The sequence below is a fragment of the Enterobacter sp. KBR-315C3_2022 genome (assembly GCF_041399425.1).
In the GTDB taxonomy this organism is placed as follows: domain Bacteria; phylum Pseudomonadota; class Gammaproteobacteria; order Enterobacterales; family Enterobacteriaceae; genus Enterobacter.
On the sequence record NZ_JBGKEB010000002.1, the window covers coordinates 208,258 to 228,578 of the forward strand.

The following is a 20,321-nucleotide window of genomic DNA, read 5'->3' on the forward strand; positions in this document are numbered from 1 at the left end:
TCGTTTTTTCCCTTTATCCCTCTCCGGTTCGTTCGGCAGACCTGCTATCTTTCACCATTAAGGCAATATCGCAACGTTTTATTAACATATTTAACGTCGATTTTTTCATCAGACGAAGATGTGGCATAAGACCTGCAAGACAGCCCTGCAACACAACACACAACGCAAACCATAATAAAATCACGGTTCTTGAGGGTAAATGTATGAAGAAGACGGTTCTGGCTCTGTCTTTGCTCGTGGGGTTAAGCGCGGCGGCAGGCAGCTACGCGGCGCTTCCACAGACGGTACGCATCGGTACGGACGCAACCTACGCGCCTTTCTCATCAAAAGATGCGAAGGGGGAGTTCGTTGGGTTTGATATCGATCTGGGCAATGAGATGTGCAAACGTATGCAGGTAAAATGCACGTGGGTGGGCAGCGACTTTGACGCGTTAATCCCGTCGCTGAAGGCCAAGAAGATTGACGCCATCATCTCCTCTCTCTCCATCACCGAAAAGCGTCAGCAGGAGATCGCCTTCTCTGACAAGCTGTACGCGGCGGACTCGCGCCTGATTGCGGCAAAAGGTTCTCCGATTAAGCCCACCATCGATTCGCTGAAGGGCAAGCACGTGGGCGTGCTTCAGGGCTCGACGCAGGAAGGCTATGCCAACGCAAACTGGCGCGAGAAGGGCGTAGACGTTGTGCCTTATCAGAACCAGGATCTGATTTACTCTGACCTCACTGCCGGACGCCTCGACGCGGCGTTCCAGGATGAAGTAGCCGCAAGCGAAGGCTTCCTGAAGCAGCCTGCGGGCAAAGAGTACGCCTTTGCGGGGCCGTCGGTTAAGGATAAGAAATACTTTGGCGACGGCACCGGTATTGGCCTGCGTAAAGACGATGCCGAGCTGAAAGCGGCCTTCGACAAAGCCTTTACCGAGCTGCGCAAAGACGGAACGTACGACAAACTGGCGAAAAAATATTTCGACTTCAACGTCTACGGCGACTAACGTTCGACGCAACGCCCCGTTATGGTGCGTTGAGGGGCTAAACGATCCAATATGGTGCATGCCCTGCACCGTATTGGAACGCAGCGTGCATAGTTAAGCACTAAAAATGCAAAAAATTCCGCATGAAAGGCATTATTCTTTGCCTGACGCAGGGAATTAATGGCACATTAACAGCACCCCGTCGTCGTAAAAATCCGTATGAAGACAGTTTGTTGAGGATAGATATGAAAAAACTGGTGTTGTCTCTTTCTCTGGTTCTGGCCTTTTCCAGCGCCACCGCGGCGTTCGCAGCAATTCCGCAAAAAATTCGTATTGGTACCGATCCAACTTATGCGCCGTTCGAATCAAAGAATGCGAAAGGCGAGCTGGTCGGTTTTGATATCGATCTGGCAAACGAGCTATGCAAACGCATCAAAGCGCAATGTACCTACGTTGAGAACCCGCTGGACGCGCTGATCCCGTCCCTGAAAGCGAAAAAAATCGACGTCATCATGTCCTCGCTTTCCATCACCGAAAAACGCCAGCAGGAGATTGCCTTTACCGACAAACTCTATGCGGCAGATTCACGCCTGGTGGTGGCGAAATCCTCTGATATCCAGCCACGGCTCGAGTCGCTCAAAGGCAAGCGCGTGGGCGTGCTGCAGGGTACCACGCAGGAAACCTACGGCAACGAGCACTGGGCGCCGAAAGGGATTGAAATCGTCTCCTATCAGGGACAGGAAAATATCTACGCAGACCTGACCGCGGGCCGCATTGATGCCGCGTTCCAGGACGAAGTCGCCGCGAGCGAAGGCTTCCTGAAGCAGCCGGTTGGTAAAGACTATAAGTTTGGCGGTCCGTCCATTAAGGACGAGAAGCTCTTCGGCGTCGGCACCGGCATGGGCCTGCGTAAAGAGGATAACGAGCTGCGCGAAGCGCTGAACAAGGCGTTTGCCGAGATGCGCGCGGACGGCACGTACGACAAACTGGCGAAAAAATACTTTGATTTCAACGTTTACGGCGGCTAACCGCCCCGTCAAATAACGTGCGGCCCCTCCCGTAAGGGAGGGGAAAAGACACGGGTTACCACTCACGACACGACAGGGCAGGCGGTATGCTGTACGGATTTTCGGGCGTTATTCTACAGGGCGCGCTTGTCACCCTTGAGCTGGCTATCAGCTCCGTGGTACTGGCGGTGCTGATAGGGCTGGCAGGCGCGGGGGCGAAGCTATCGGCTAACAAACCGTTGGCGCTGATTTTTGAAGGCTACACCACGCTGATCCGCGGCGTTCCCGACCTGGTGCTGATGCTGCTGATTTTTTACGGTCTGCAGATTGCCTTAAACAGCGTCACGGATGCGGTTGGCATGGACCAGATTGATATCGACCCGATGGTGGCCGGTATTATCACCCTCGGCTTCATCTACGGCGCATACTTCACCGAAACCTTCCGCGGCGCCTATATGGCGGTGCCGAAGGGCCATATCGAAGCGGCGACCGCCTTCGGCTTTACCTCCTCGCAGACGTTTCGCCGGATTATGTTCCCGGCCATGATGCGCTACGCGCTGCCGGGCATCGGCAACAACTGGCAGGTGATCCTCAAGGCGACGGCGCTGGTCTCGCTGCTCGGCCTGGAAGACGTGGTGAAAGCCACCCAGCTCGCCGGGAAGAGCACCTGGGAACCCTTCTATTTTGCCGTCGTCTGCGGCGTGATTTATCTGGTCTTTACGACCGTCTCCAATGGTGTGCTGCTTCTGCTCGAACGTCGCTACTCCGTGGGTGTGAAGAGGGCTGACCTGTGATTGAGATACTTCAGGAATACTGGAAATCGCTGCTGTGGACCGATGGCTACCGCTTTACGGGCGTGGCGATCACCCTCTGGCTGCTGATCTCCTCGGTGGTGATGGGTGGCATTCTGGCGGTGTTTTTGGCCATCGGGCGCGTGTCGAACAATAAATTTATCCAGTTCCCCATCTGGCTGTTTACCTACGTGTTTCGCGGCACGCCGCTGTACGTGCAGCTGCTGGTGTTCTATTCGGGCATGTACACGCTGGAGATCGTGAAAGGCACGGAAATGCTCAACGCCTTCTTCCGCAGCGGCCTGAACTGCACGGTGCTGGCGCTCACGCTCAACACCTGCGCCTATACCACCGAGATTTTCGCCGGGGCCATTCGCTCCGTGCCGTACGGCGAGATCGAAGCGGCGCGCGCGTACGGCTTCTCGTCGGTAAAGCTGTATCGCTGCATCATTCTGCCGTCGGCGCTGCGCATCGCGCTGCCCGCCTACAGCAATGAAGTGATTTTAATGCTTCACTCTACCGCGCTGGCCTTTACCGCGACGGTGCCTGACCTGCTTAAGATTGCCCGCGACATCAACTCCGCGACCTATCAGCCGTTTACCGCCTTCGGCATTGCGGCGGTGCTTTATCTGATCATTTCTTACGTCCTGATCAGCCTGTTCCGCAAGGCGGAAAAACGCTGGTTGCAGCACATAAAACCTTCTTCGACGCACTGAGAACTATGATGGCTGAGAACAAATTAAACGTTATTGATTTGCACAAACGCTACGGCGAACACGAAGTGCTGAAAGGGGTCTCGCTGCAGGCGAACGCGGGGGACGTGATCAGCATTATCGGTTCGTCCGGTTCAGGTAAAAGTACCTTCCTTCGCTGCATCAACTTCCTCGAAAAGCCGAGCGAAGGGACGATTGTGGTGAGCGGGCAGAATATTAACCTGGTGCGGGATAAGGACGGGCAGCTGAAGGTGGCGGACAAAAACCAGCTGCGCCTGCTGCGCACCCGCCTGACGATGGTCTTCCAGCACTTTAACCTCTGGAGCCACATGACGGTGCTGGAAAACGTGATGGAAGCGCCGATTCAGGTGCTGGGCTTAAGCAAGCAGGAAGCCCGCGAGCGCGCGGTGAAATACCTGGCGAAAGTCGGTATTGACGAGCGCCAGCAGATCAAATACCCGGTGCATCTCTCCGGCGGTCAGCAGCAGCGCGTCTCAATTGCTCGCGCGCTGGCGATGGAGCCGGAAGTGCTGCTGTTCGACGAACCGACCTCGGCGCTGGACCCGGAACTCGTCGGCGAAGTGCTGCGCATCATGCAGAAGCTGGCCGAAGAGGGCAAAACCATGGTGGTCGTCACGCACGAGATGGGCTTCGCCCGCAACGTCTCTAACCACGTCATTTTCCTGCATCAGGGGAAAATCGAGGAGCAGGGGCACCCGGACGAGGTGTTAGCGAATCCGCAGAGCCCGCGCTTGCAGCAGTTCCTGAAAGGATCGCTGAAGTAACTTTCTTGCCCGGTGGCGCTGCGCTTACCGGGCCTACTGGATGGGTGTTCTCTCTCTCCCCGTGGGAGAGGGCTGGGGTGAGGGCATCAGACCGCACCACGCTCAAGCCGATACGCCCAGTCGTCATACCGCACGCCGTCGATCTCGTAGGCTTTTTCCAGCACCTGCGTGCGGACAAAACCCGCTTTCTCCAGTACCCGCACCGATCCGCCGTTATCCGCCAGCACGTAAGCGTTGATCGCCTTCACGCCCGCCTGGCTAAATGCGTAGTCGCATACCGCGCGCAGCGCCTCGCTGGCAATCCCTTTTCCCTGCGCGGCGGGCACAACCGTATAGCCGATATCCGCTTCCTCGCGGTTTTCCGCGCTGATTTGCAGCCCGATATCACCGAGCGGCGTGGCGTCGTCGCGCAGGCGAATCACAAAGACGTGCTCCGCCATCAGGCGCGCGGCAAACACGCGTCGAGTCTCTTTTTCCGGCGCAATGGCGGCCATATAGCGCATGATACGGCGGTCTTCGCGCAGCGTGCGGAAGAACGCCCAGTCAGAGGGTTCGAAAGGAGCGAGATAAAGCCGAGGGGTAGTGATGGTTGCCATTGTTACGCCATTTCATCTGAACATGGCGTATCACTGTAACATATTCACCGCACCACATCCCCCAGCGCCTCTTCTAAGTCATACCAGCGAAACGCAAACCCCGCGGCCTCCAGCCGTTTCGGCAGCGCGCGCTGTCCACCCAGCACCAGCACCGACGATTCGCCCATCAGCAGGCGGATCGCCGTGGCGGGCACGCGCAAAATCGCCGGGCGATGCAGGGCGTGGCCGAGCGCGTGGGCAAACTGTTCGTTGCGCACCGGGTAGGGGGAAACCATATTGAACGGCCCGCGAAGGTCGTTATCCAGCAGCCAGATGATGCCGTTTACCATATCGTCGATATGTATCCAGGCAAGATACTGGCGTCCGTTGCCGATGGGCCCGCCAAGCCCCATCTTAAAGGCGGGAAGCATTTTGCTCAGGATGCCGCCCTTGGGGGCGAGGACGACGCCGGTGCGCAGCAGGCAGACGCGCGTGTTGTCGCTCTGCGCGGCGCTGGCGATTTGCTCCCAGCGGGCGCAGAGCTTGTGGGTAAATTCGTTGTGCGGCGGCTCTTCTTCGGTCACCACCACTTCGCCGAGATCGCCGTAATAGCCCGCCGCCGAGCCGGAAATGAGCACCGACGGCGGCGCGTCGCTGTTGCGGATAAGCTCAACCAGCTTCTCGGTGATGTTCCACCGGCTGTGGCACAGGCGCTGCTTTTGCTCCTCGGTCCAGCGCTTGTCGGCAATCGGCTCGCCCGCAAGGTTGATGACGGCATCGAAGCCGTTAAGATTCTGCTGCTCGGCCAGCCCTTTCCAGATGTCGATACCCGCTCCCAGCGCCTGACGCGCTTTTTCCGGGCTGCGCGTCACCACGGTGATATCGTGGTGCAGCGCCTGCAGGCGAGGAACAAGGTGGCGTCCAATCAGGCCCGTGCCACCGGTCAGCAAAATCTTCATACGACCTCCGGTTTACGCCTCGCGCCGCCAGCTTAACGTCATCGAGACGGAGTCGGCGTAGCGCAGGGCGTGCAGTTTATCGATCTCAACTTCAGCATAAGTGACCCAGTGATGTTCACGTGCGATGTCGAGCACATCCTGAGTTAATTTTTCCAGCAGGTAGAAACGGTTGTTCTCAACGTACCGGATGATGCTTTTGGTTATGGTGCGGTAGTTCAGCGCGTCGTTGATGTCTTCGCTGGCGCGCGCCTTGTCCGCCGGGTAGCGGATCGCCACGTTAATCACAATGTCCTGACGGTTGGCGATCTCTTCGTCTTTAATGCCAATAAAGGTCCGTAAGCGTAAGTTTTTAATGCGAATAATTGCATCAGGCTGCGACATTGCAGGTCTTCTCCATGTCATTATTTCCTCCATGATACATGAGGAAATAATCCTCGCCCATCACGCTAATCCTGCTGAATTTTCTGCATCGCCCGCCCGGTGGCCGGGCGCGTGCGGATGCGCTCGAACCAGTTATTGACCGCAGGATAGGACGCCAGGTCGATGCGGTGGCGCTCGTGCGCAGCGATCCACGGCCAGCAGGCGATATCGGCGATGCTGTAGTGGTCGCCGCCCAGCCACGGCGTTTTCTCCAGCTGGCGGTTTATCACGCCGTACAGCCGCTGGGTTTCGACCTGAAAGCGTTCAATGGCGTAGGGGATAGGCTGCGGCGCGTGGGCGGTGAAGTGGAGGTTTTGCCCCAGCATTGGCCCCAGCCCGCTCGACTGCCAGAAAAGCCATTGCAGGGTGTGGTGGCGCTCGCGCAGCTCCCCGCTCAGCAGCTTGCCCGTTTTCTCGGCGAGATAGAGCAGGATTTCACCGGATTCAAACAGGCTCAGCGGCCTGCCGCCGTCGGCCGGAAGATGATCGACGATGGCGGGAATTTTATTGTTTGGGGAGATCGCCAAAAACGGGGGCCTGAACTGGTCGCCTTTGCTGATATCGACGCGGATGATGCGGTAATCCAGCTCGGCTTCCTCCAGGAAAAGGGTGATTTTATGGCCGTTAGGGGTAGGGGCATAATAGAGGTCTATCATTCTCAACTCCTGTCAGTGCAAAAAGTGATGCCATAAAACGAGTATAGGTGCTTGTCGCAGGTCGTGAGTTTTCATCAGGTGACAGCGGAGCGAAGAGATTATATGTTGAGTAAAAACCGATCAGCCGATGAGGATGTTATGAACCAGCCTGCCATTACCCTGTGGTCCGATGCCAACTTCTTTTCACCTTATGTTTTGAGCGCGTACGTGGCGCTGGCCGAGAAGGGGCTGTCGTTTACCCTGAAGAGCGTCGATCTGGACCGCGGTGAGCATCTGCAGCCGCAGTGGCGGGGCTATGCCCTGACCCGACGCGTACCGATGCTGGATATTGAAGGCTTTGAGTTGAGTGAATCCTCGGCGATCGATGAGTATCTGGAAGATCGCTTTGCGCCGCCGGAGTGGGAGCGAATCTATCCCCACGATCTGCAAAAGCGCGCCCGCGCGCGACAGATCCAGGCGTGGCTGCGCAGCGATCTGGTGCCGCTCCGCGTGGAGCGCTCTACCGACGTGGTGTTTGCTGGCGTCAAGAAACCGGCGTTAAGCGCGGAGGGGCTGGCGAGCGCGCAAAAGCTGATGGACACCGCCACCTCGCTGCTGGAGCACGGGAAGCCTAATCTCTTTGGCGAATGGTGCATTGCGGACACCGACCTGGCGCTGATGCTCAACCGGCTGATCCTCAACGGCGACGCCGTGCCGCAGCTGCTGGTGGACTACGCCGCATTCCAGTGGCAGCGCGCATCGGTGCAGCGTTTTGTCGCACTCTCGGCGAAGCGCGCGGGCTGATCCATCCGGGCGCTTACGGTATAATAAGGGCAGTCTGTTTTCTCAAGGAGTGACTGATGAAACTGATGTTTGCATCGGATATCCACGGATCGCTGCCCGCGACCGAACGCGTCCTCTCGCTGTTTGACCAAAGCGACGCCCGGTGGCTGGTGATACTCGGCGACGTATTAAACCACGGCCCGCGCAACGCGCTGCCGGAGGGCTACGATCCCGCGCAGGTGGCGGAAAAGCTTAACCCGTACGCGTCCCGCATTATTGCCGTACGCGGCAACTGCGACAGCGAAGTCGACCAGATGCTGCTGCAATTCCCCATTACCGCACCGTGGCAGCAGGCGCTGCTGGAAACGTGCCGCCTCTTTTTGACTCACGGTCACCTTTTTGGCCCCGACAACCTGCCGCCTCTCGCGGCTGGCGATGTCCTGGTTTACGGTCATACTCATATTCCGGTGGCGGAAAAACGCGGTGAGATTTATCACTTTAACCCCGGCTCGGTCAGCATTCCAAAAGGGGGCTATCCCGCAAGTTATGGCATGCTCGTTGATAATTCATTACGCGTTATCGCACTTAATGATCAGCAAGTTATTGCGCAGGTAGCGATTAATCCGTAAGTTACACCTCAACTGCAAACGCGCCAAAAGAGCGCTTAGAAAGAGAAGGTTTCCCGATGGTGGAGCAGAGTCATTTGGCGAGTACAGAGTGGGTTGACATTGTCAGCGAAGAAAATGAAGTGATCGCGCAGGCCAGCCGCGAGCAGATGCGCGCAGAGCGCCTGCGCCATCGCGCGACCTACATTGTGGTGCATGACGGCATGGGCAAGATCCTGGTTCAGCGCCGCACGGACACCAAAGATTTTCTTCCCGGCATGCTGGACGCCACCGCGGGCGGCGTGGTGCAGGCGGATGAAGTGCTGCTGGACTCCGCGCGCCGTGAAGCCGAAGAAGAGTTAGGCATTGCCGGCGTGCCGTTCGCCGAGCACGGGCAGTTCTATTTTGAAGATGAACACTGCCGCGTCTGGGGCGGGCTGTTTAGCTGCGTCTCCCACGGGCCTTTCGCGCTGCAGGAAGAAGAGGTCAGCGAAGTGAGCTGGATGACGCCGGAAGAGATCACCGCGCGCTGCGATGAGTTCACCCCGGATTCCTTAAAAGCGCTGGCGCTGTGGATGACGCGTAACGCGAAAAACGAATCGACGAAGCCTGAGAAAGAGGAAGAGGCCGAGTAGGTCTGAACGCTGGCTGGAAATAAAAAAGGCGACCCGTTAAGTGGTCGCCTTTTTTGTGCCGGATTCGGCCTGCAAAACCGTAGGCCCGGTAAGCGCGAGCGCCACCGGGCTTTTTAGCTTACTGCTGCTGTGAAGACTGAATCGCGGTCAGTGCAATGGTATAAACGATATCGTCTACCAGCGCACCGCGGGACAGGTCGTTCACCGGCTTGCGCATACCCTGCAGCATTGGCCCGATGGAGATCAGGTCTGCAGAACGCTGTACCGCTTTGTAGGTGGTGTTACCGGTGTTCAGATCCGGGAAGATGAACACGGTCGCGCGACCTGCAACAGGCGAGTTCGGCGCTTTAGATTTCGCAACGTCAGCCATGACGGCGGCATCGTACTGCAGCGGGCCGTCGATCATCAGGTCAGGACGTTTTTCCTGCGCCAGACGGGTTGCTTCACGCACTTTCTCTACGTCGCTGCCCGCGCCGGAGGTGCCGGTGGAGTAGGAGAGCATCGCTACGCGCGGTTCGATACCGAAGGCAATCGCGGAGTCTGCGGACTGGATAGCAATTTCAGCCAGCTGTTCTGCGGTTGGATCCGGGTTGATCGCGCAGTCGCCGTACACGTAAACCTGTTCAGGCAGCAGCATGAAGAACACGGATGAAACCAGAGAGCTGCCCGGTGCGGTTTTGATCAGCTGCAGCGGTGGACGGATGGTGTTCGCGGTGGTGTGAACCGCACCGGAAACCAGGCCGTCAACTTCGTCCTGCTCAAGCATCAGCGTGCCCAGAACAACGTTGTCTTCCAGCTGCTCGCGCGCAACGGCTTCGGTCATGCCCTTGCTCTTACGCAGCTCAACCAGACGCGCAACGTAGCTTTCGCGAACCACTTCAGGGTCAACGATTTCGATGCCAGCGCCCAGCTCAACGCCCTGAGAGGCCGCCACGCGGTTGATCTCGTCCGGGTTGCCCAGCAGCACGCAGGTCGCGATGCCGCGCTCTGCGCAGATAGCCGCTGCTTTAACGGTACGCGGTTCGTCGCCTTCTGGCAGAACAACGCGTTTGCCCGCTTTGCGCGCCAGCTCGGTCAGCTGGTAACGGAAGGCTGGCGGAGACAGACGACGGCTACGCTCGGAGGTCGCGGTCAGGGATTCGATCCAGTCTGCGTTGATGTAGCCCGCAACGTATTCCTGAACTTTTTCGATACGCTCGTGGTCGTCAACCGGCACTTCCAGGTTGAAGCTCTGCAGGCTCAGGGAGGTCTGCCAGGTGTTGGTGTTCACCATGAAGACCGGCAGGCCGGTCGCAAACGCGCGTTCGCACAGCTTGCTCACGCGCGGATCCATCTCGTACGCGCCGGTCAGCAGGATGGCGCCGATTTCAACGCCGTTCATCGCGGCCAGGCACGCTGCAACCAGCACGTCAGGACGGTCAGCGGAGGTCACCAGCAGAGAGCCTGCGCGGAAGTGTTCCAGCATGTGCGGGATGCTGCGCGCGCAGAAGGTCACGGACTTCACGCGGCGGGTGTTGATGTCGCCTTCGTTCACTACGGTAGCGTTCAGGTGGCGCGCCATATCGATTGCACGGGTCGCAATCAGATCGAAGCTCCACGGCACCGCGCCCAGCACAGGCAGCGGGCTGGCATCCTGCAGTTTAGCCGGATCCACTTTAACCACTTTCGCTTTAGACGAGTCGTCGAAGATCTCGGACAGGTCAGGGCGAGTACGGCCTTGCTCATCAACAGGCGCGTTCAGCTTGTTGACGATAACGCCGGTGATGTTGGTGTTTTTCGCGCCGCCGAAGCTGCTGCGGGTCAGCTCGATACGCTCTTTCAGCTGTTCCTGGGTATCAGTACCCTGGGACATCACGAAGACGATTTCTGCGTTCAGCGTTTTCGCGATTTCAAAGTTCAGAGACTGGGCAAACTGGTGTTTGCGGGTCGGCACGAGGCCTTCAACCAGCACCACTTCTGCATCTTGTGCATTCGCGTGGTAGTTGGCGATGATCTCTTCCATCAGCACGTCTTTCTGGTTGCTGGACAGCAGAGATTCAACGTGGCTCATCTTCAGCGGTTCAGCCGCTGGCAGACTGGAGTTCTTGCGAACGATGGAAGTGGTCTGGTCTGGCGCATCGCCACCGGCACGAGGCTGGGCGATAGGCTTAAAGACGCTCAGACGAACGCCTTTGCGTTCCATAGCACGGATCACGCCAAGGCTGACGCTGGTCAGGCCGACGCTGGTTCCGGTAGGGATCAGCATAATTGTACGGGACACGGTTTATCCTCTTTCGTTACCGCCAAACGGGGCGGGCTACAAAACAGCACCGCCAGCATTGCTGGCGGTGTGGAATCAGGCAGTCAGGCGATTCGCGTCTTGCGCGATGACCAGCTCTTCGTTGGTTGGGATAACCAGCGCAGGACGGGTGCCTTCTTTGTTGATGAAGCCAGACTTGCCGAAGCGGGCAGCCAGGTTACGCTCGTGATCAACTTCAAAGCCCAGCACGCCCAGTTTGCCCAGGGACAGTTCACGAACCATCGCCGCGTTTTCACCGATACCGCCGGTGAAGACAACCGCATCCAGACGACCGTCCATCAGCGCGGTGTAGGAGCCGATGTATTTCGCCAGACGGTGGCAGTAAACGTCCATTGCACGCTTAGCGTCAGCTTTGCTGTCGTAGTTGTCTTCAACGTAACGGCAGTCGCTGGTGACTTCGGTCAGACCCAGTAGGCCAGACTCTTTGGTCAGCATTTTGTTGATGTCGTCAACGCTCATGCCCAGGTTGTCGTGCAGGAAGAAGATGATTGCCGGATCGATGTCGCCGGTACGAGTACCCATCACCAGGCCTTCCAGCGGGGTCAGACCCATTGACGTGTCAACGCATTCGCCGTTGCGGATAGCAGAAACAGAACCACCGTTGCCCAGGTGGCAGGTGATGATGTTCAGCTCTTCAACCGGTTTGTTCAGGACTTTAGCGGCTTCCTGCGTCACGTAGTAGTGGCTGGTACCGTGGAAGCCGTAGCGACGAACGCCGTGCTCTTTATACAGGTTGTACGGCAGGGCGTAGAGGTAAGACTCTTCCGGCATGGTCTGATGGAACGCGGTGTCGAACACGGCAACGTTCTTGTCTTTCAGATTCGGGAAGGATTTCAGCGCTTCAGTGATACCGATCAGGTGAGCAGGGTTGTGCAGTGGCGCAAATGGCGCAGCATCTTTGATACCCTGGATCACGGTTTCGTCAATGATAACGGATTTGGTGTATTTCTCGCCGCCGTGGACGATACGGTGACCAATCGACGTCAGCTGAGCAGACAGTTCTGGTTTTTGTGCCAGAATAGTGTTAACGATAAAGTTCAGCGCTTCACTGTGAGCGGCGCCTGCACCTAAAGCCGCTTCTTGTTTGCTGCCGTCCATCTTCCACTTGATACGTGCTTCAGGCAGATGGAAACATTCGGCCAAACCAGAGAGGTACTCTTCGCCGTTCAGCGCATCGATGATGGCAAATTTGAGGGAAGAACTACCGCAGTTCAGAACCAGTACTAACTTACTCGACATGGAAGTACCTATTATTGATACGTGGCTAAAAAAACGTCAGTGAGTCTAAAAGCGTAACGCATGATGACCCAGACATTTATGATTAACATCATGCCAGGCAAACTTTCTGGCACGATGGAAGAAATACATATGATTTTATGCCATTTTGAACATTTTTCAGGCAATGGCATAATATGCGATAATTTGACGAGTTAAGGATCTTCGTCTAAAGGCCGCATCGGCTGGCACAGGATACCCGATACGTGGTATCGATGACAAAATATTTTGAACGTTGTCATAGCCCGTTGCGGTTTTGCAGAAAAATTTTAATTTTTATACGTGAAGTTGAGGTACAGCCATGTCGACACCCGAAATCCCGCCCGTGAATTTCTTTAGCCTGTTTCGCCGGGGGCAGCATTATTCAAAGACGTGGCCGATGGAAAAGCGCCTCGCGCCGATGTTCATTGATAACCGCGTTATTCGCGCCACGCGCTATGCGATCCGCTTTATGCCCCCCGTGGCGATCTTTACCCTGTGCTGGCAAATCGCGCTGGGCGGTCAGCTCGGCCCCGCCGTGGCTACCGCGCTGTTTGCGCTCAGCCTGCCGATGCAGGGGCTCTGGTGGTTAGGCAAGCGTTCAGTTACGCCACTCCCGCCTTCTATTTTACACTGGTTTTACGAAGTGCGCGGTAAACTTGAGGAAGCCGGGCAGGCGCTGGCACCCGTTGAGGGCAAGCCGGATTATCAGGCGCTGGCCGATACGCTCAAGCGGGCTTTTAAGCAGCTTGATAAAACATTCCTCGATGATTTGTGATTGATCATCGAAACGATGAATAAAAGAAGGCACAGTAACCCCCTGTTACCGTGTCTTTTTTTTCAAGTGCAATGCGCTACAGGAGTCGAAAGATGGAAATGACCCATGCTCAACGTCTGATTTTGTCCAATCAGTACAAAATGATGACTATGCTTGATCCCGACAACGCTGAGCGCTACAGCCGCTTGCAGACCATCGTCGAACGCGGGTTTGGCCTGCAGATGCGCGAGCTGGATCGCGAGTTCGGCGAGCTAAAAGAAGAAACCTGCCGCATCGTTATCGACATCATGGAGATGTACCACGCGCTGCACGTGTCCTGGACCAATCTGAAGGACGCGCAGTCCATCGACGAGCGTCGCGTGACCTTCCTGGGCTTTGATGCCGCAACGGAAGCGCGCTACCTGAGCTATGTGCGCTTTATGGTGAACACCGAAGGGCGCTATACCCACTTCGATGCGGGCACGCACGGTTTCAACGCCCAGACGCCGATGTGGGATAAATACCAGCGCATGCTGAGCGTGTGGCACTCCTGCCCGCGTCAGTACCATCTCAGCAGCAACGAAATTCAACAAATCATTAATGCCTGACGGAGGTGCGTGTGCAGTGTAAAGGTTTTCTGTTTGATCTGGACGGTACGCTGGTGGACTCGCTGCCGGTAGTGGAGCGCTCATGGTGCCATTGGGCCGACAGGCACGGCATCGACCATCAGGAGGTACTGGATTTTATCCATGGCAAACAGGCCATTACCTCACTGAGACACTTTCTGGCCGGGCGCTCTGAGGAAGAGATCCAGTCAGAGTTTTCGTATCTTGAGCAGATTGAGGCTACGGATACGAACGGCATCACCGCGCTGCCGGGGGCACGCGAGCTGCTGGAGCATCTGAACGAAGCGCAGATCCCATGGGCCATCGTCACCTCCGGCTCAATTCCGGTTGCCCACGCGCGCCACCGGGCGGCAGGCTTACCGACGCCGGAGGTGTTCATCACCGCCGAGCGCGTGAAGCGCGGCAAACCGGAGCCGGATGCGTTTTTACTCGGCGCTGAAGAGCTGGGCCTGGCGCCGCAGGCGTGCGTGGTGGTGGAAGACGCTGCCGCGGGCGTGCTGGCCGGGCTAAACGCCGGAAGCCACGTTATTGCAGTCAACGTTCCGCCAGACGCGCCTCGCCTCAATGAAGCTGATCTGGTGATTAGCTCGCTGGCGGCGATTGCGGTCACGAAGGCGTCCGACGGAACGGTAACCGTCTCGCTAAAAGCCTGATCCCATGATTTAGCCCCACGCTGCTGGGGCTTTTTTATGGCAACATTTTATCTCTTCTCCCTGACAAGGATACGTTGTGAACGGTGAACTGATTTGGGTCCTCTGCCTGCTTTTTATCGCAATCATTCTTTTTGCCACGGGCAAGGTGCGCATGGATGCCGTCGCCCTGTTCGTGATCGTCGCGTTTGTGCTGAGCGGCACGCTCACGCTTTCAGAAGCCTTTTCCGGCTTTAGCGATCCCAACGTCATTCTGATTGCCGCCCTGTTTATTATCGGCGACGGCCTGGTCCGTACCGGCGTTGCGACCGTGATGGGCACCTGGCTGGTGAAGGTGGCGGGCAGCAGCGAAACCAAAATGCTGGTCTACCTGATGCTGACGGTGGCAGGGCTGGGCGCGTTTATGAGCTCGACCGGCGTCGTCGCCATCTTCATACCGGTGGTGCTCAGCGTCTCCATGCGCATGCAAACCTCGCCGTCGCGCCTGATGATGCCGCTGAGCTTCGCGGGGCTTATCAGCGGCATGATGACTCTGGTCGCCACGCCGCCGAACCTCGTCGTCAACAGCGAGCTGATCCGCGAAGGCCTGGAGGGCTTCAGCTTTTTCAGCGTCACGCCGCTCGGGCTGGTGATCCTGGTGTTGGGCATTTTCTACATGCTGCTGACCCGCTTTGCCCTGAAGGGGGAAAAGCAGGATAAAAACAAGGACGGCTGGAAGCGGCGCACGTTTCGCGATCTGATTAAAGAGTATCGCCTCACGGGCCGCGCGCGCCGGCTGGCGATTCGCCCGGGTTCGCCGCTGATAGGCCAGCGGCTGGACGATCTCAGGCTGCGCGAGCGCTACGGGGCGAACGTCATCGGCGTGGAGCGCTGGCGGCGCTTTCGTCGGGTCATCGTCAACGTTAACGGGGTATCGGAATTTCGCGCGCGTGACGTTCTGCTGATCGACATGTCCACGGCGGACGTGGACCTGCGCGAGTTTTGCAGCGAACAGCTGCTGGATCCAATGGTGCTGCGCGGCGAGTATTTTTCAGACCAGGCGCTGGACGTGGGCATGGCAGAAGTGTCGCTGATCCCGGAGTCGGAGCTGCTGGGCAAAACGGTGCGCGAAATCGGTTTTCGTACCCGCTACGGCCTGAACGTGGTCGGCCTGAAGCGCGATGGCGCTGCAGAAAACGGGCGGCGTCGATTTGGTCGTGAAGGGGCTGATGGATATCGGCGGGGGCTACGGCCCCTATATGATGCTGATTTGCCTGTTCGTGATGTGCGCATCTATCGGGCTGTTTATCTCCAATACGGCGACGGCGGTGCTGATGGCGCCTATCGCGCTGGCGATGGCTAAATCGATGGGCGTTTCACCCTATCCGTTCGCGATGATGGTAGCGATGGCCGCCTCTGCGGCGTTCATGACGCCGGTCTCTTCACCGGTGAATACGCTGGTGCTGGGGCCGGGAAACTACAGGTTTAGCGATTTTGTAAAGATTGGCGTACCCTTCACCGTGCTGGTAATGGTGGTGTGCGTGGTGTTGATTCCGGTCCTGTTCCCGTTTTAAACGTGAGGGTAGAAACGTAGGCCGGGTAAGGCGAAGCCGCCACCCGGCAAAAATTACAGCGGCGAATCCTGACTGATCTCATCCAGAGACAAATGGAAGCTCGGCACAAACACCTGCATAAAGTAATCCATCTCTTCGCTGCGGCGGGACTCAAGCGTTTTCTCCAGGCGCGTTTTGGCCAGCAAAAACTCGTTGTTCCCGGCAGACAATTCTTCAAGACACTTCAGATAAGCGCACAGCGCGTCCGCCTGCTTCACCAGCGACGTCTCATCCTCGGTGTACTGATGCTCGTCAATGAGCGGCTCAAAAATATCGCGGAGTTCGTCAGGCACCATATCGATCAGCTTCTGCTGGGCGATTTTCTCAATCGCCTTATATTCCTGGGCAATCTGCGAGTTGAAGTATTTAACCGGCGTGGGTAAGTCACCGGTCAGCACTTCTGACGCATCGTGATACATCGCCAGCAGCGCGATACGCTCGGCGTTGACCTGGCCGTTAAATTTGCGGTTTTTAATCGCCGCCAGCGCGTGGGCGACCATGGCCACCTGAAGGCTGTGCTCCGACACGTTCTCCGTGCGCACGTTGCGCATCAGCGGCCAGCGGTTGATAAGCTTAAGGCGGGAGAGGTGGGCAAAGAAATGACTCTGACTCATAGGTTACCTTTTGTCTTCACTGCGACAGACTTCATTGTGCGGGGAGGGGCGGGAAGATGCAAATCTGCGGATTTTGCAGGCCGGGAAGGCGCAGCGCCGCCCGGCAGAAAGGCAATGCTAATTATTGGTGATACCCGGAGAGGAAACGACCGAAGCGAGTAATCGCCATTTCAAGGTCGTCCTCGCGCGGCAGGGTCACGATACGGACATGATCCGGCCACGGCCAGTTAAACGCGGTGCCCTGAACCAGCAGCACTTTTTCCTGCAGCAGGAAGTCCAGCACCATTTTCTGGTCGTCGTGAATATTGAAGCGCTTGGCGTCAATTTTCGGGAACATATACAGCGCGCCGTTCGGCTTAACGCAGGAGACGCCCGGAATGTCGTTGATCAGCTCCCACGCGCGGTTGCGCTGTTCGTACAGGCGACCGCCCGGCACGATAAACTCGCTGATGCTCTGGTAGCCACCGAGCGCGGTCTGGATCGCATGCTGCGCCGGAACGTTGGCGCACAGGCGCATTGAGGCCAGCATTTCAAGCCCCTCAATATAGCCTTTAGCGTGCTTTTTCGGTCCGTTCAGCACCATCCAGCCCTGGCGGAAACCGGCTACGCGATAGGTTTTAGACAGGCCGTTGAAGGTCACCGTCAGCAGGTCCGGCGCGAGGGCGGCGATCGAGTGGTGCTGCGCCGCGTCGTACAGGATCTTGTCGTAAATCTCATCGGCAAAGATGATCAGGTTGTGCTGGCGGGCGAGCTCAACGATCTCCAGCAGCAGCTCTTTGGAGTAAACCGCACCGGTTGGGTTGTTCGGGTTGATGATCACGATGCCGCGGGTGCGCGGGGTGATTTTAGCGCGAATGTCGTCGAGATCGGGGAACCAGTCGGACGATTCATCGCACAGATAGTGGACCGCTTTTCCGCTTGAAAGCGAAACGGCCGCCGTCCAGAGCGGATAGTCCGGCGCCGGGACCAGCATCTCGTCACCGCTGTTCAGCAGCGCCTGCATAGCCTGCACGATAAGCTCAGAAACGCCGTTACCAATGTAGATATCCTCAACGGTAACGTCGCGCATGCCGCGCGCCTGATAGTGCTGCATGATGGCTTTACGCGCGGAGTAAAGTCCTTTGGAGTCGCAATAGCCTTGAGCGGTGGGCAGGTTACGGATCACGTCAACCAGAATCTCATCCGGCGCTTCAAAACCAAATGGCGCTGGGTTACCAATGTTGAGTTTCAGAACCTTATTGCCTTCTTCTTCAAGGCGTTTCGCCTCTTTAAGAACCGGGCCGCGGATGTCATAACAGACGTTATCAAGCTTGCTGGATTTTTCGATAGGGGACATGAACTTTTAACCTTTTCGCTATTATTGCCACTCCCTGCCGTGGAAGCTAGCATGGAACAATGTACTCCCACACCGCTGCGTTTTGAAGGGTTGGCAGTGGAAGATTTTGCGTAATGCGCGAAAGGTTATGCAATCTATTCAGCTGGATGAGCTCGCTTTTTGTTTCTTAAAGTTGCATGTTCAACGTCATTTTTGGTTTTTTATGTTTTAAAATTTATTTTTTATTGGATATTATGCTGAAATAAATAAAATGCTAATGCTGCGAGCACTGTTGTCACGTGAGGTAATGATTCGTAAAACATGAATGTTCAGGCATCTGATACCTTAATTGGGGTCTCAGGAATAAGCGTTACTCATGTGAAATTAATGTTAAGTGTTATTAATGAATAGTCCTAATCTAAATTAAGTTTATTTATTATTAACGACGAATATGCAACTTTCGTTAATTTTAATAAAATGAATTTAGCCGTGGCTAACCCTCGTTAAATCCTGATAATGCATTAAGACTTATAAATAAAGTGGATTTGGGTTAAGATGACCTAAGGCAAAGTCTGGATAAGAAGGGGATAGTTTCATTTTCTTACCCACTTTTCTTATCTAACTGATTGTTATTGTTAATATTGTATATGGCTGGGCTGTGCTGGCCACATCCTGCTACGTTGACAGCGCTGCGCTAAAGATGGCAGAAAACAGGTTCTACCTTTAATGGGATTTACTTAAACCTGTACACATCTAATAATTCTTATCGTTTAAAAGAATAAAAATGACCTCATGAAACGTGCTTTCTGACGGTTGAAATAATGCAGCACAATAACTATCTGTCAGGCAGTCTGCCGGGCCGGGATGCGAAAAATCTTCAGAAGGAATTGTTTACCTGTTACACACAGCTTCAACCCGGGCAGCTCCATACGAGCAACCTGAAAGTGAAAAAATATGATAAATGCAAATCGTCCGATAATGAATCTCGACCTCGATCTGCTGAGAACGTTTGTTGCGGTCGCCGATCTCAATACTTTTGCAGCAGCAGCTGCTGCCGTTTGCCGTACCCAGTCTGCCGTCAGCCAACAGATGCAGCGGCTGGAGCAGCTGGTCGGGAAAGAGCTGTTTGCGCGCCATGGCCGCAACAAGCTTTTGACCGAGCACGGTATTCAGCTTCTGGGGTATGCCAGAAAGATACTGCGTTTTAATGATGAAGCATGTATGTCACTAATGTTTAGCAACCTTCAGGGGGTGCTAACGTTAGGGGCATCTGACGAGTCAGCAGACACCATATTGCCCTTTCTCCTCAACCGCGTGAGTTCGGTTTATCCGAAGCTTGCGCTGGACGTTAGCGTTAAGCGAAACGCCTTTATGATTGAGATGCTGAAAGAGAATGAAGTGGATCTGGTCGTGACCACGCACCGGCCGGGCCAGTTCGACTGCCTGACGCTGCGCACATCGCCCACGCACTGGTATTGCGCCGCAGAGTATGTGCTGCAAAAAGGCGAGCCGATCCCGCTGGTGCTGCTGGACGATCCGAGTCCGTTCCGCGACATGGTGCTAACGGTGCTCAATAAGGCCAATATTCCGTGGCGTCTCGCCTATGTGGCGTCGACCCTGCCCGCCGTGCGTGCGGCCGTGAAGGCGGGGCTGGGCGTGACGGCGCGTCCGGTCGAAATGATGAGCCCGGACCTTCGCGTGCTGGGTAAAAGCGATGGACTTCCCGCGCTGCCGGAGACGGAATATCTGCTTTGCCACAACGCCGCCAGCAATAACGAGCTGGCCAAAGTGGTGTTCGAAGCCATGGAAAACTACCATAATCCCTGGCAGTACGAGCAGGTTACCTCCGAAGGGGGGGATGATTCCCTGATCGTTGAAGGGGATTTTGAGTGACCGAAAGCTCAAAATTCTCGTAACAAAATGTAAGTGCAAAAAAGAGCCACTCGCGTGAACTTTTCGTGAAGTGGTTTTTTTTTGTCAAAAATAACCCTTGGGGCCAAAAGGGATTATAAAATAACCTCGTATTATCAATGTGGTAAATGATTTCGTTTATTTATTATACGCATTTGGTTCTAAGTTCCTTCATATCCCCCTTATGTTAAAAAAGCGGGATATATGTTGCCGTTTTTTTGAGTGAATTAACAAAAGCGTGTCTCAGATCAAGAAAATACTCCTATTTAGGGGGAGGAATCGTTGGCAAATCCTGTCAAAATAGGAGGGTTATTTTTTTTACTTCCAAAACGGACACGATTCAACAGCATGCATTTGACGTAAAGTCAGGTAACCACCAGGGTTAAAGGGCATGAATTGTTAATGAGAATCGAACGATGTAATTTAATGT

Annotated in this window: 20 protein-coding genes and 1 pseudogene; 13 read left to right on the forward strand and 8 right to left on the reverse strand. The window is 55.8% G+C overall.

The window, feature by feature from the left end:
* Positions 1-203 precede the first annotated feature (203 nt).
* From argT to hisP, 5 genes are all read left to right on the forward strand, one after another.
* The gene (argT, locus tag AB8804_RS03780) at positions 204-986 is read left to right on the forward strand and encodes a lysine/arginine/ornithine ABC transporter substrate-binding protein ArgT (RefSeq protein WP_371183230.1); all 783 of its coding nucleotides are present in this window, start codon (positions 204-206) and stop codon (positions 984-986) included.
* Positions 987-1,210: 224 nt separating this feature from the next.
* A complete protein-coding gene (gene hisJ, locus AB8804_RS03785) occupies positions 1,211-1,993 on the forward strand; it encodes a histidine ABC transporter substrate-binding protein HisJ (RefSeq protein ID WP_371183232.1) in 783 nt (260 codons plus the stop codon).
* An 86-nt stretch (positions 1,994-2,079) separates the two neighbouring features.
* A complete protein-coding gene (locus AB8804_RS03790) occupies positions 2,080-2,766 on the forward strand; it encodes a histidine ABC transporter permease HisQ (protein WP_371183234.1) in 687 nt (228 codons plus the stop codon).
* Entirely contained in the window at positions 2,763-3,479 is a 717-nt protein-coding gene (locus AB8804_RS03795) for an ABC transporter permease (RefSeq protein WP_371183236.1), read from the forward strand. The genes AB8804_RS03790 and AB8804_RS03795 overlap by 4 nt, the downstream gene beginning before the upstream one ends.
* An 8-nt stretch (positions 3,480-3,487) precedes the next feature.
* Positions 3,488-4,261 carry a histidine ABC transporter ATP-binding protein HisP gene (hisP, locus tag AB8804_RS03800; RefSeq protein WP_112010341.1) on the forward strand — a complete coding sequence of 258 codons (774 nt, stop codon included), beginning with the start codon at positions 3,488-3,490 and terminating at the stop codon, positions 4,259-4,261.
* Between the two features lie 86 nt (positions 4,262-4,347).
* Here the strand turns inward: hisP and AB8804_RS03805 are convergent, their stop codons facing one another.
* The 4 genes from AB8804_RS03805 to yfcG all read right to left on the reverse strand — a co-directional run bounded on the left by AB8804_RS03805 (position 4,348) and on the right by yfcG (position 6,871).
* Entirely contained in the window at positions 4,348-4,857 is a 510-nt protein-coding gene (locus AB8804_RS03805) for a GNAT family N-acetyltransferase (protein WP_371183238.1), read from the reverse strand.
* A gap of 44 nt (positions 4,858-4,901) precedes the next feature.
* Positions 4,902-5,795: a TIGR01777 family oxidoreductase gene (locus AB8804_RS03810; RefSeq protein ID WP_371183240.1), complete on the reverse strand. Its 894-nt coding sequence runs from the start codon at positions 5,793-5,795 to the stop codon at positions 4,902-4,904.
* A 12-nt stretch (positions 5,796-5,807) separates the two neighbouring features.
* Positions 5,808-6,176: a dihydroneopterin triphosphate 2'-epimerase gene (gene folX, locus AB8804_RS03815; RefSeq protein ID WP_371183242.1), complete on the reverse strand. Its 369-nt coding sequence runs from the start codon at positions 6,174-6,176 to the stop codon at positions 5,808-5,810.
* 65 nt (positions 6,177-6,241) lie between these two features.
* Positions 6,242-6,871, reverse strand: a complete 630-nt coding sequence (yfcG, locus tag AB8804_RS03820) for a GSH-dependent disulfide bond oxidoreductase (protein WP_371183243.1) — start codon at positions 6,869-6,871, stop codon at positions 6,242-6,244.
* Between the two features lie 138 nt (positions 6,872-7,009).
* On the opposite strand from yfcG, the gene yfcF reads away from it, so the two are divergent.
* From yfcF to yfcD, 3 genes are read left to right on the forward strand one after another with little or no spacing between them, the layout of a single operon-like run.
* Positions 7,010-7,654: a glutathione transferase gene (gene yfcF, locus AB8804_RS03825; protein WP_371183245.1), complete on the forward strand. Its 645-nt coding sequence runs from the start codon at positions 7,010-7,012 to the stop codon at positions 7,652-7,654.
* A 56-nt stretch (positions 7,655-7,710) separates the two neighbouring features.
* Entirely contained in the window at positions 7,711-8,262 is a 552-nt protein-coding gene (yfcE, locus tag AB8804_RS03830; protein ID WP_371183247.1) for a phosphodiesterase, read from the forward strand.
* Between the two features lie 56 nt (positions 8,263-8,318).
* Entirely contained in the window at positions 8,319-8,873 is a 555-nt protein-coding gene (yfcD, locus tag AB8804_RS03835) for an NUDIX hydrolase YfcD (RefSeq protein ID WP_371183249.1), read from the forward strand.
* A 118-nt stretch (positions 8,874-8,991) separates the two neighbouring features.
* Here yfcD and pta read toward each other — a convergent pair whose 3' ends face one another.
* A complete protein-coding gene (gene pta / locus AB8804_RS03840) occupies positions 8,992-11,133 on the reverse strand; it encodes a phosphate acetyltransferase (protein WP_371183251.1) in 2,142 nt (713 codons plus the stop codon).
* A gap of 75 nt (positions 11,134-11,208) precedes the next feature.
* A complete protein-coding gene (gene ackA, locus AB8804_RS03845) occupies positions 11,209-12,411 on the reverse strand; it encodes an acetate kinase (protein ID WP_371183254.1) in 1,203 nt (400 codons plus the stop codon).
* Positions 12,412-12,748: 337 nt separating this feature from the next.
* Here ackA and yfbV point away from each other — a divergent pair, with 337 nt between their 5' ends.
* The 4 genes and pseudogenes from yfbV (at position 12,749) to AB8804_RS03865 (ending at position 16,012) form a co-directional block, all read left to right on the forward strand.
* Complete coding sequence (gene yfbV, locus AB8804_RS03850; protein WP_371183256.1) at positions 12,749-13,204, forward strand: terminus macrodomain insulation protein YfbV; 456 nt, start codon at positions 12,749-12,751, stop codon at positions 13,202-13,204.
* Between the two features lie 92 nt (positions 13,205-13,296).
* Positions 13,297-13,791, forward strand: a complete 495-nt coding sequence (locus AB8804_RS03855) for a YfbU family protein (protein ID WP_371183258.1) — start codon at positions 13,297-13,299, stop codon at positions 13,789-13,791.
* 11 nt (positions 13,792-13,802) lie between these two features.
* A complete protein-coding gene (locus AB8804_RS03860; protein WP_371183260.1) occupies positions 13,803-14,462 on the forward strand; it encodes a sugar phosphatase in 660 nt (219 codons plus the stop codon).
* Between the two features lie 76 nt (positions 14,463-14,538).
* Positions 14,539-16,012, forward strand: a pseudogene (locus AB8804_RS03865) (SLC13 family permease).
* A gap of 53 nt (positions 16,013-16,065) precedes the next feature.
* Here the strand turns inward: AB8804_RS03865 and yfbR are convergent.
* Together yfbR and alaA are read right to left on the reverse strand one after the other, a co-directional pair.
* Positions 16,066-16,665 carry a 5'-deoxynucleotidase gene (gene yfbR, locus AB8804_RS03870; RefSeq protein ID WP_371183262.1) on the reverse strand — a complete coding sequence of 200 codons (600 nt, stop codon included), beginning with the start codon at positions 16,663-16,665 and terminating at the stop codon, positions 16,066-16,068.
* Positions 16,666-16,786: 121 nt separating this feature from the next.
* Complete coding sequence (gene alaA / locus AB8804_RS03875; RefSeq protein ID WP_371183265.1) at positions 16,787-18,001, reverse strand: alanine transaminase AlaA; 1,215 nt, start codon at positions 17,999-18,001, stop codon at positions 16,787-16,789.
* 933 nt (positions 18,002-18,934) lie between these two features.
* Here alaA and lrhA point away from each other — a divergent pair.
* Positions 18,935-19,873: a transcriptional regulator LrhA gene (gene lrhA, locus AB8804_RS03880; protein WP_371183267.1), complete on the forward strand. Its 939-nt coding sequence runs from the start codon at positions 18,935-18,937 to the stop codon at positions 19,871-19,873.
* The last annotated feature ends 448 nt before the right edge of the window (positions 19,874-20,321 follow it).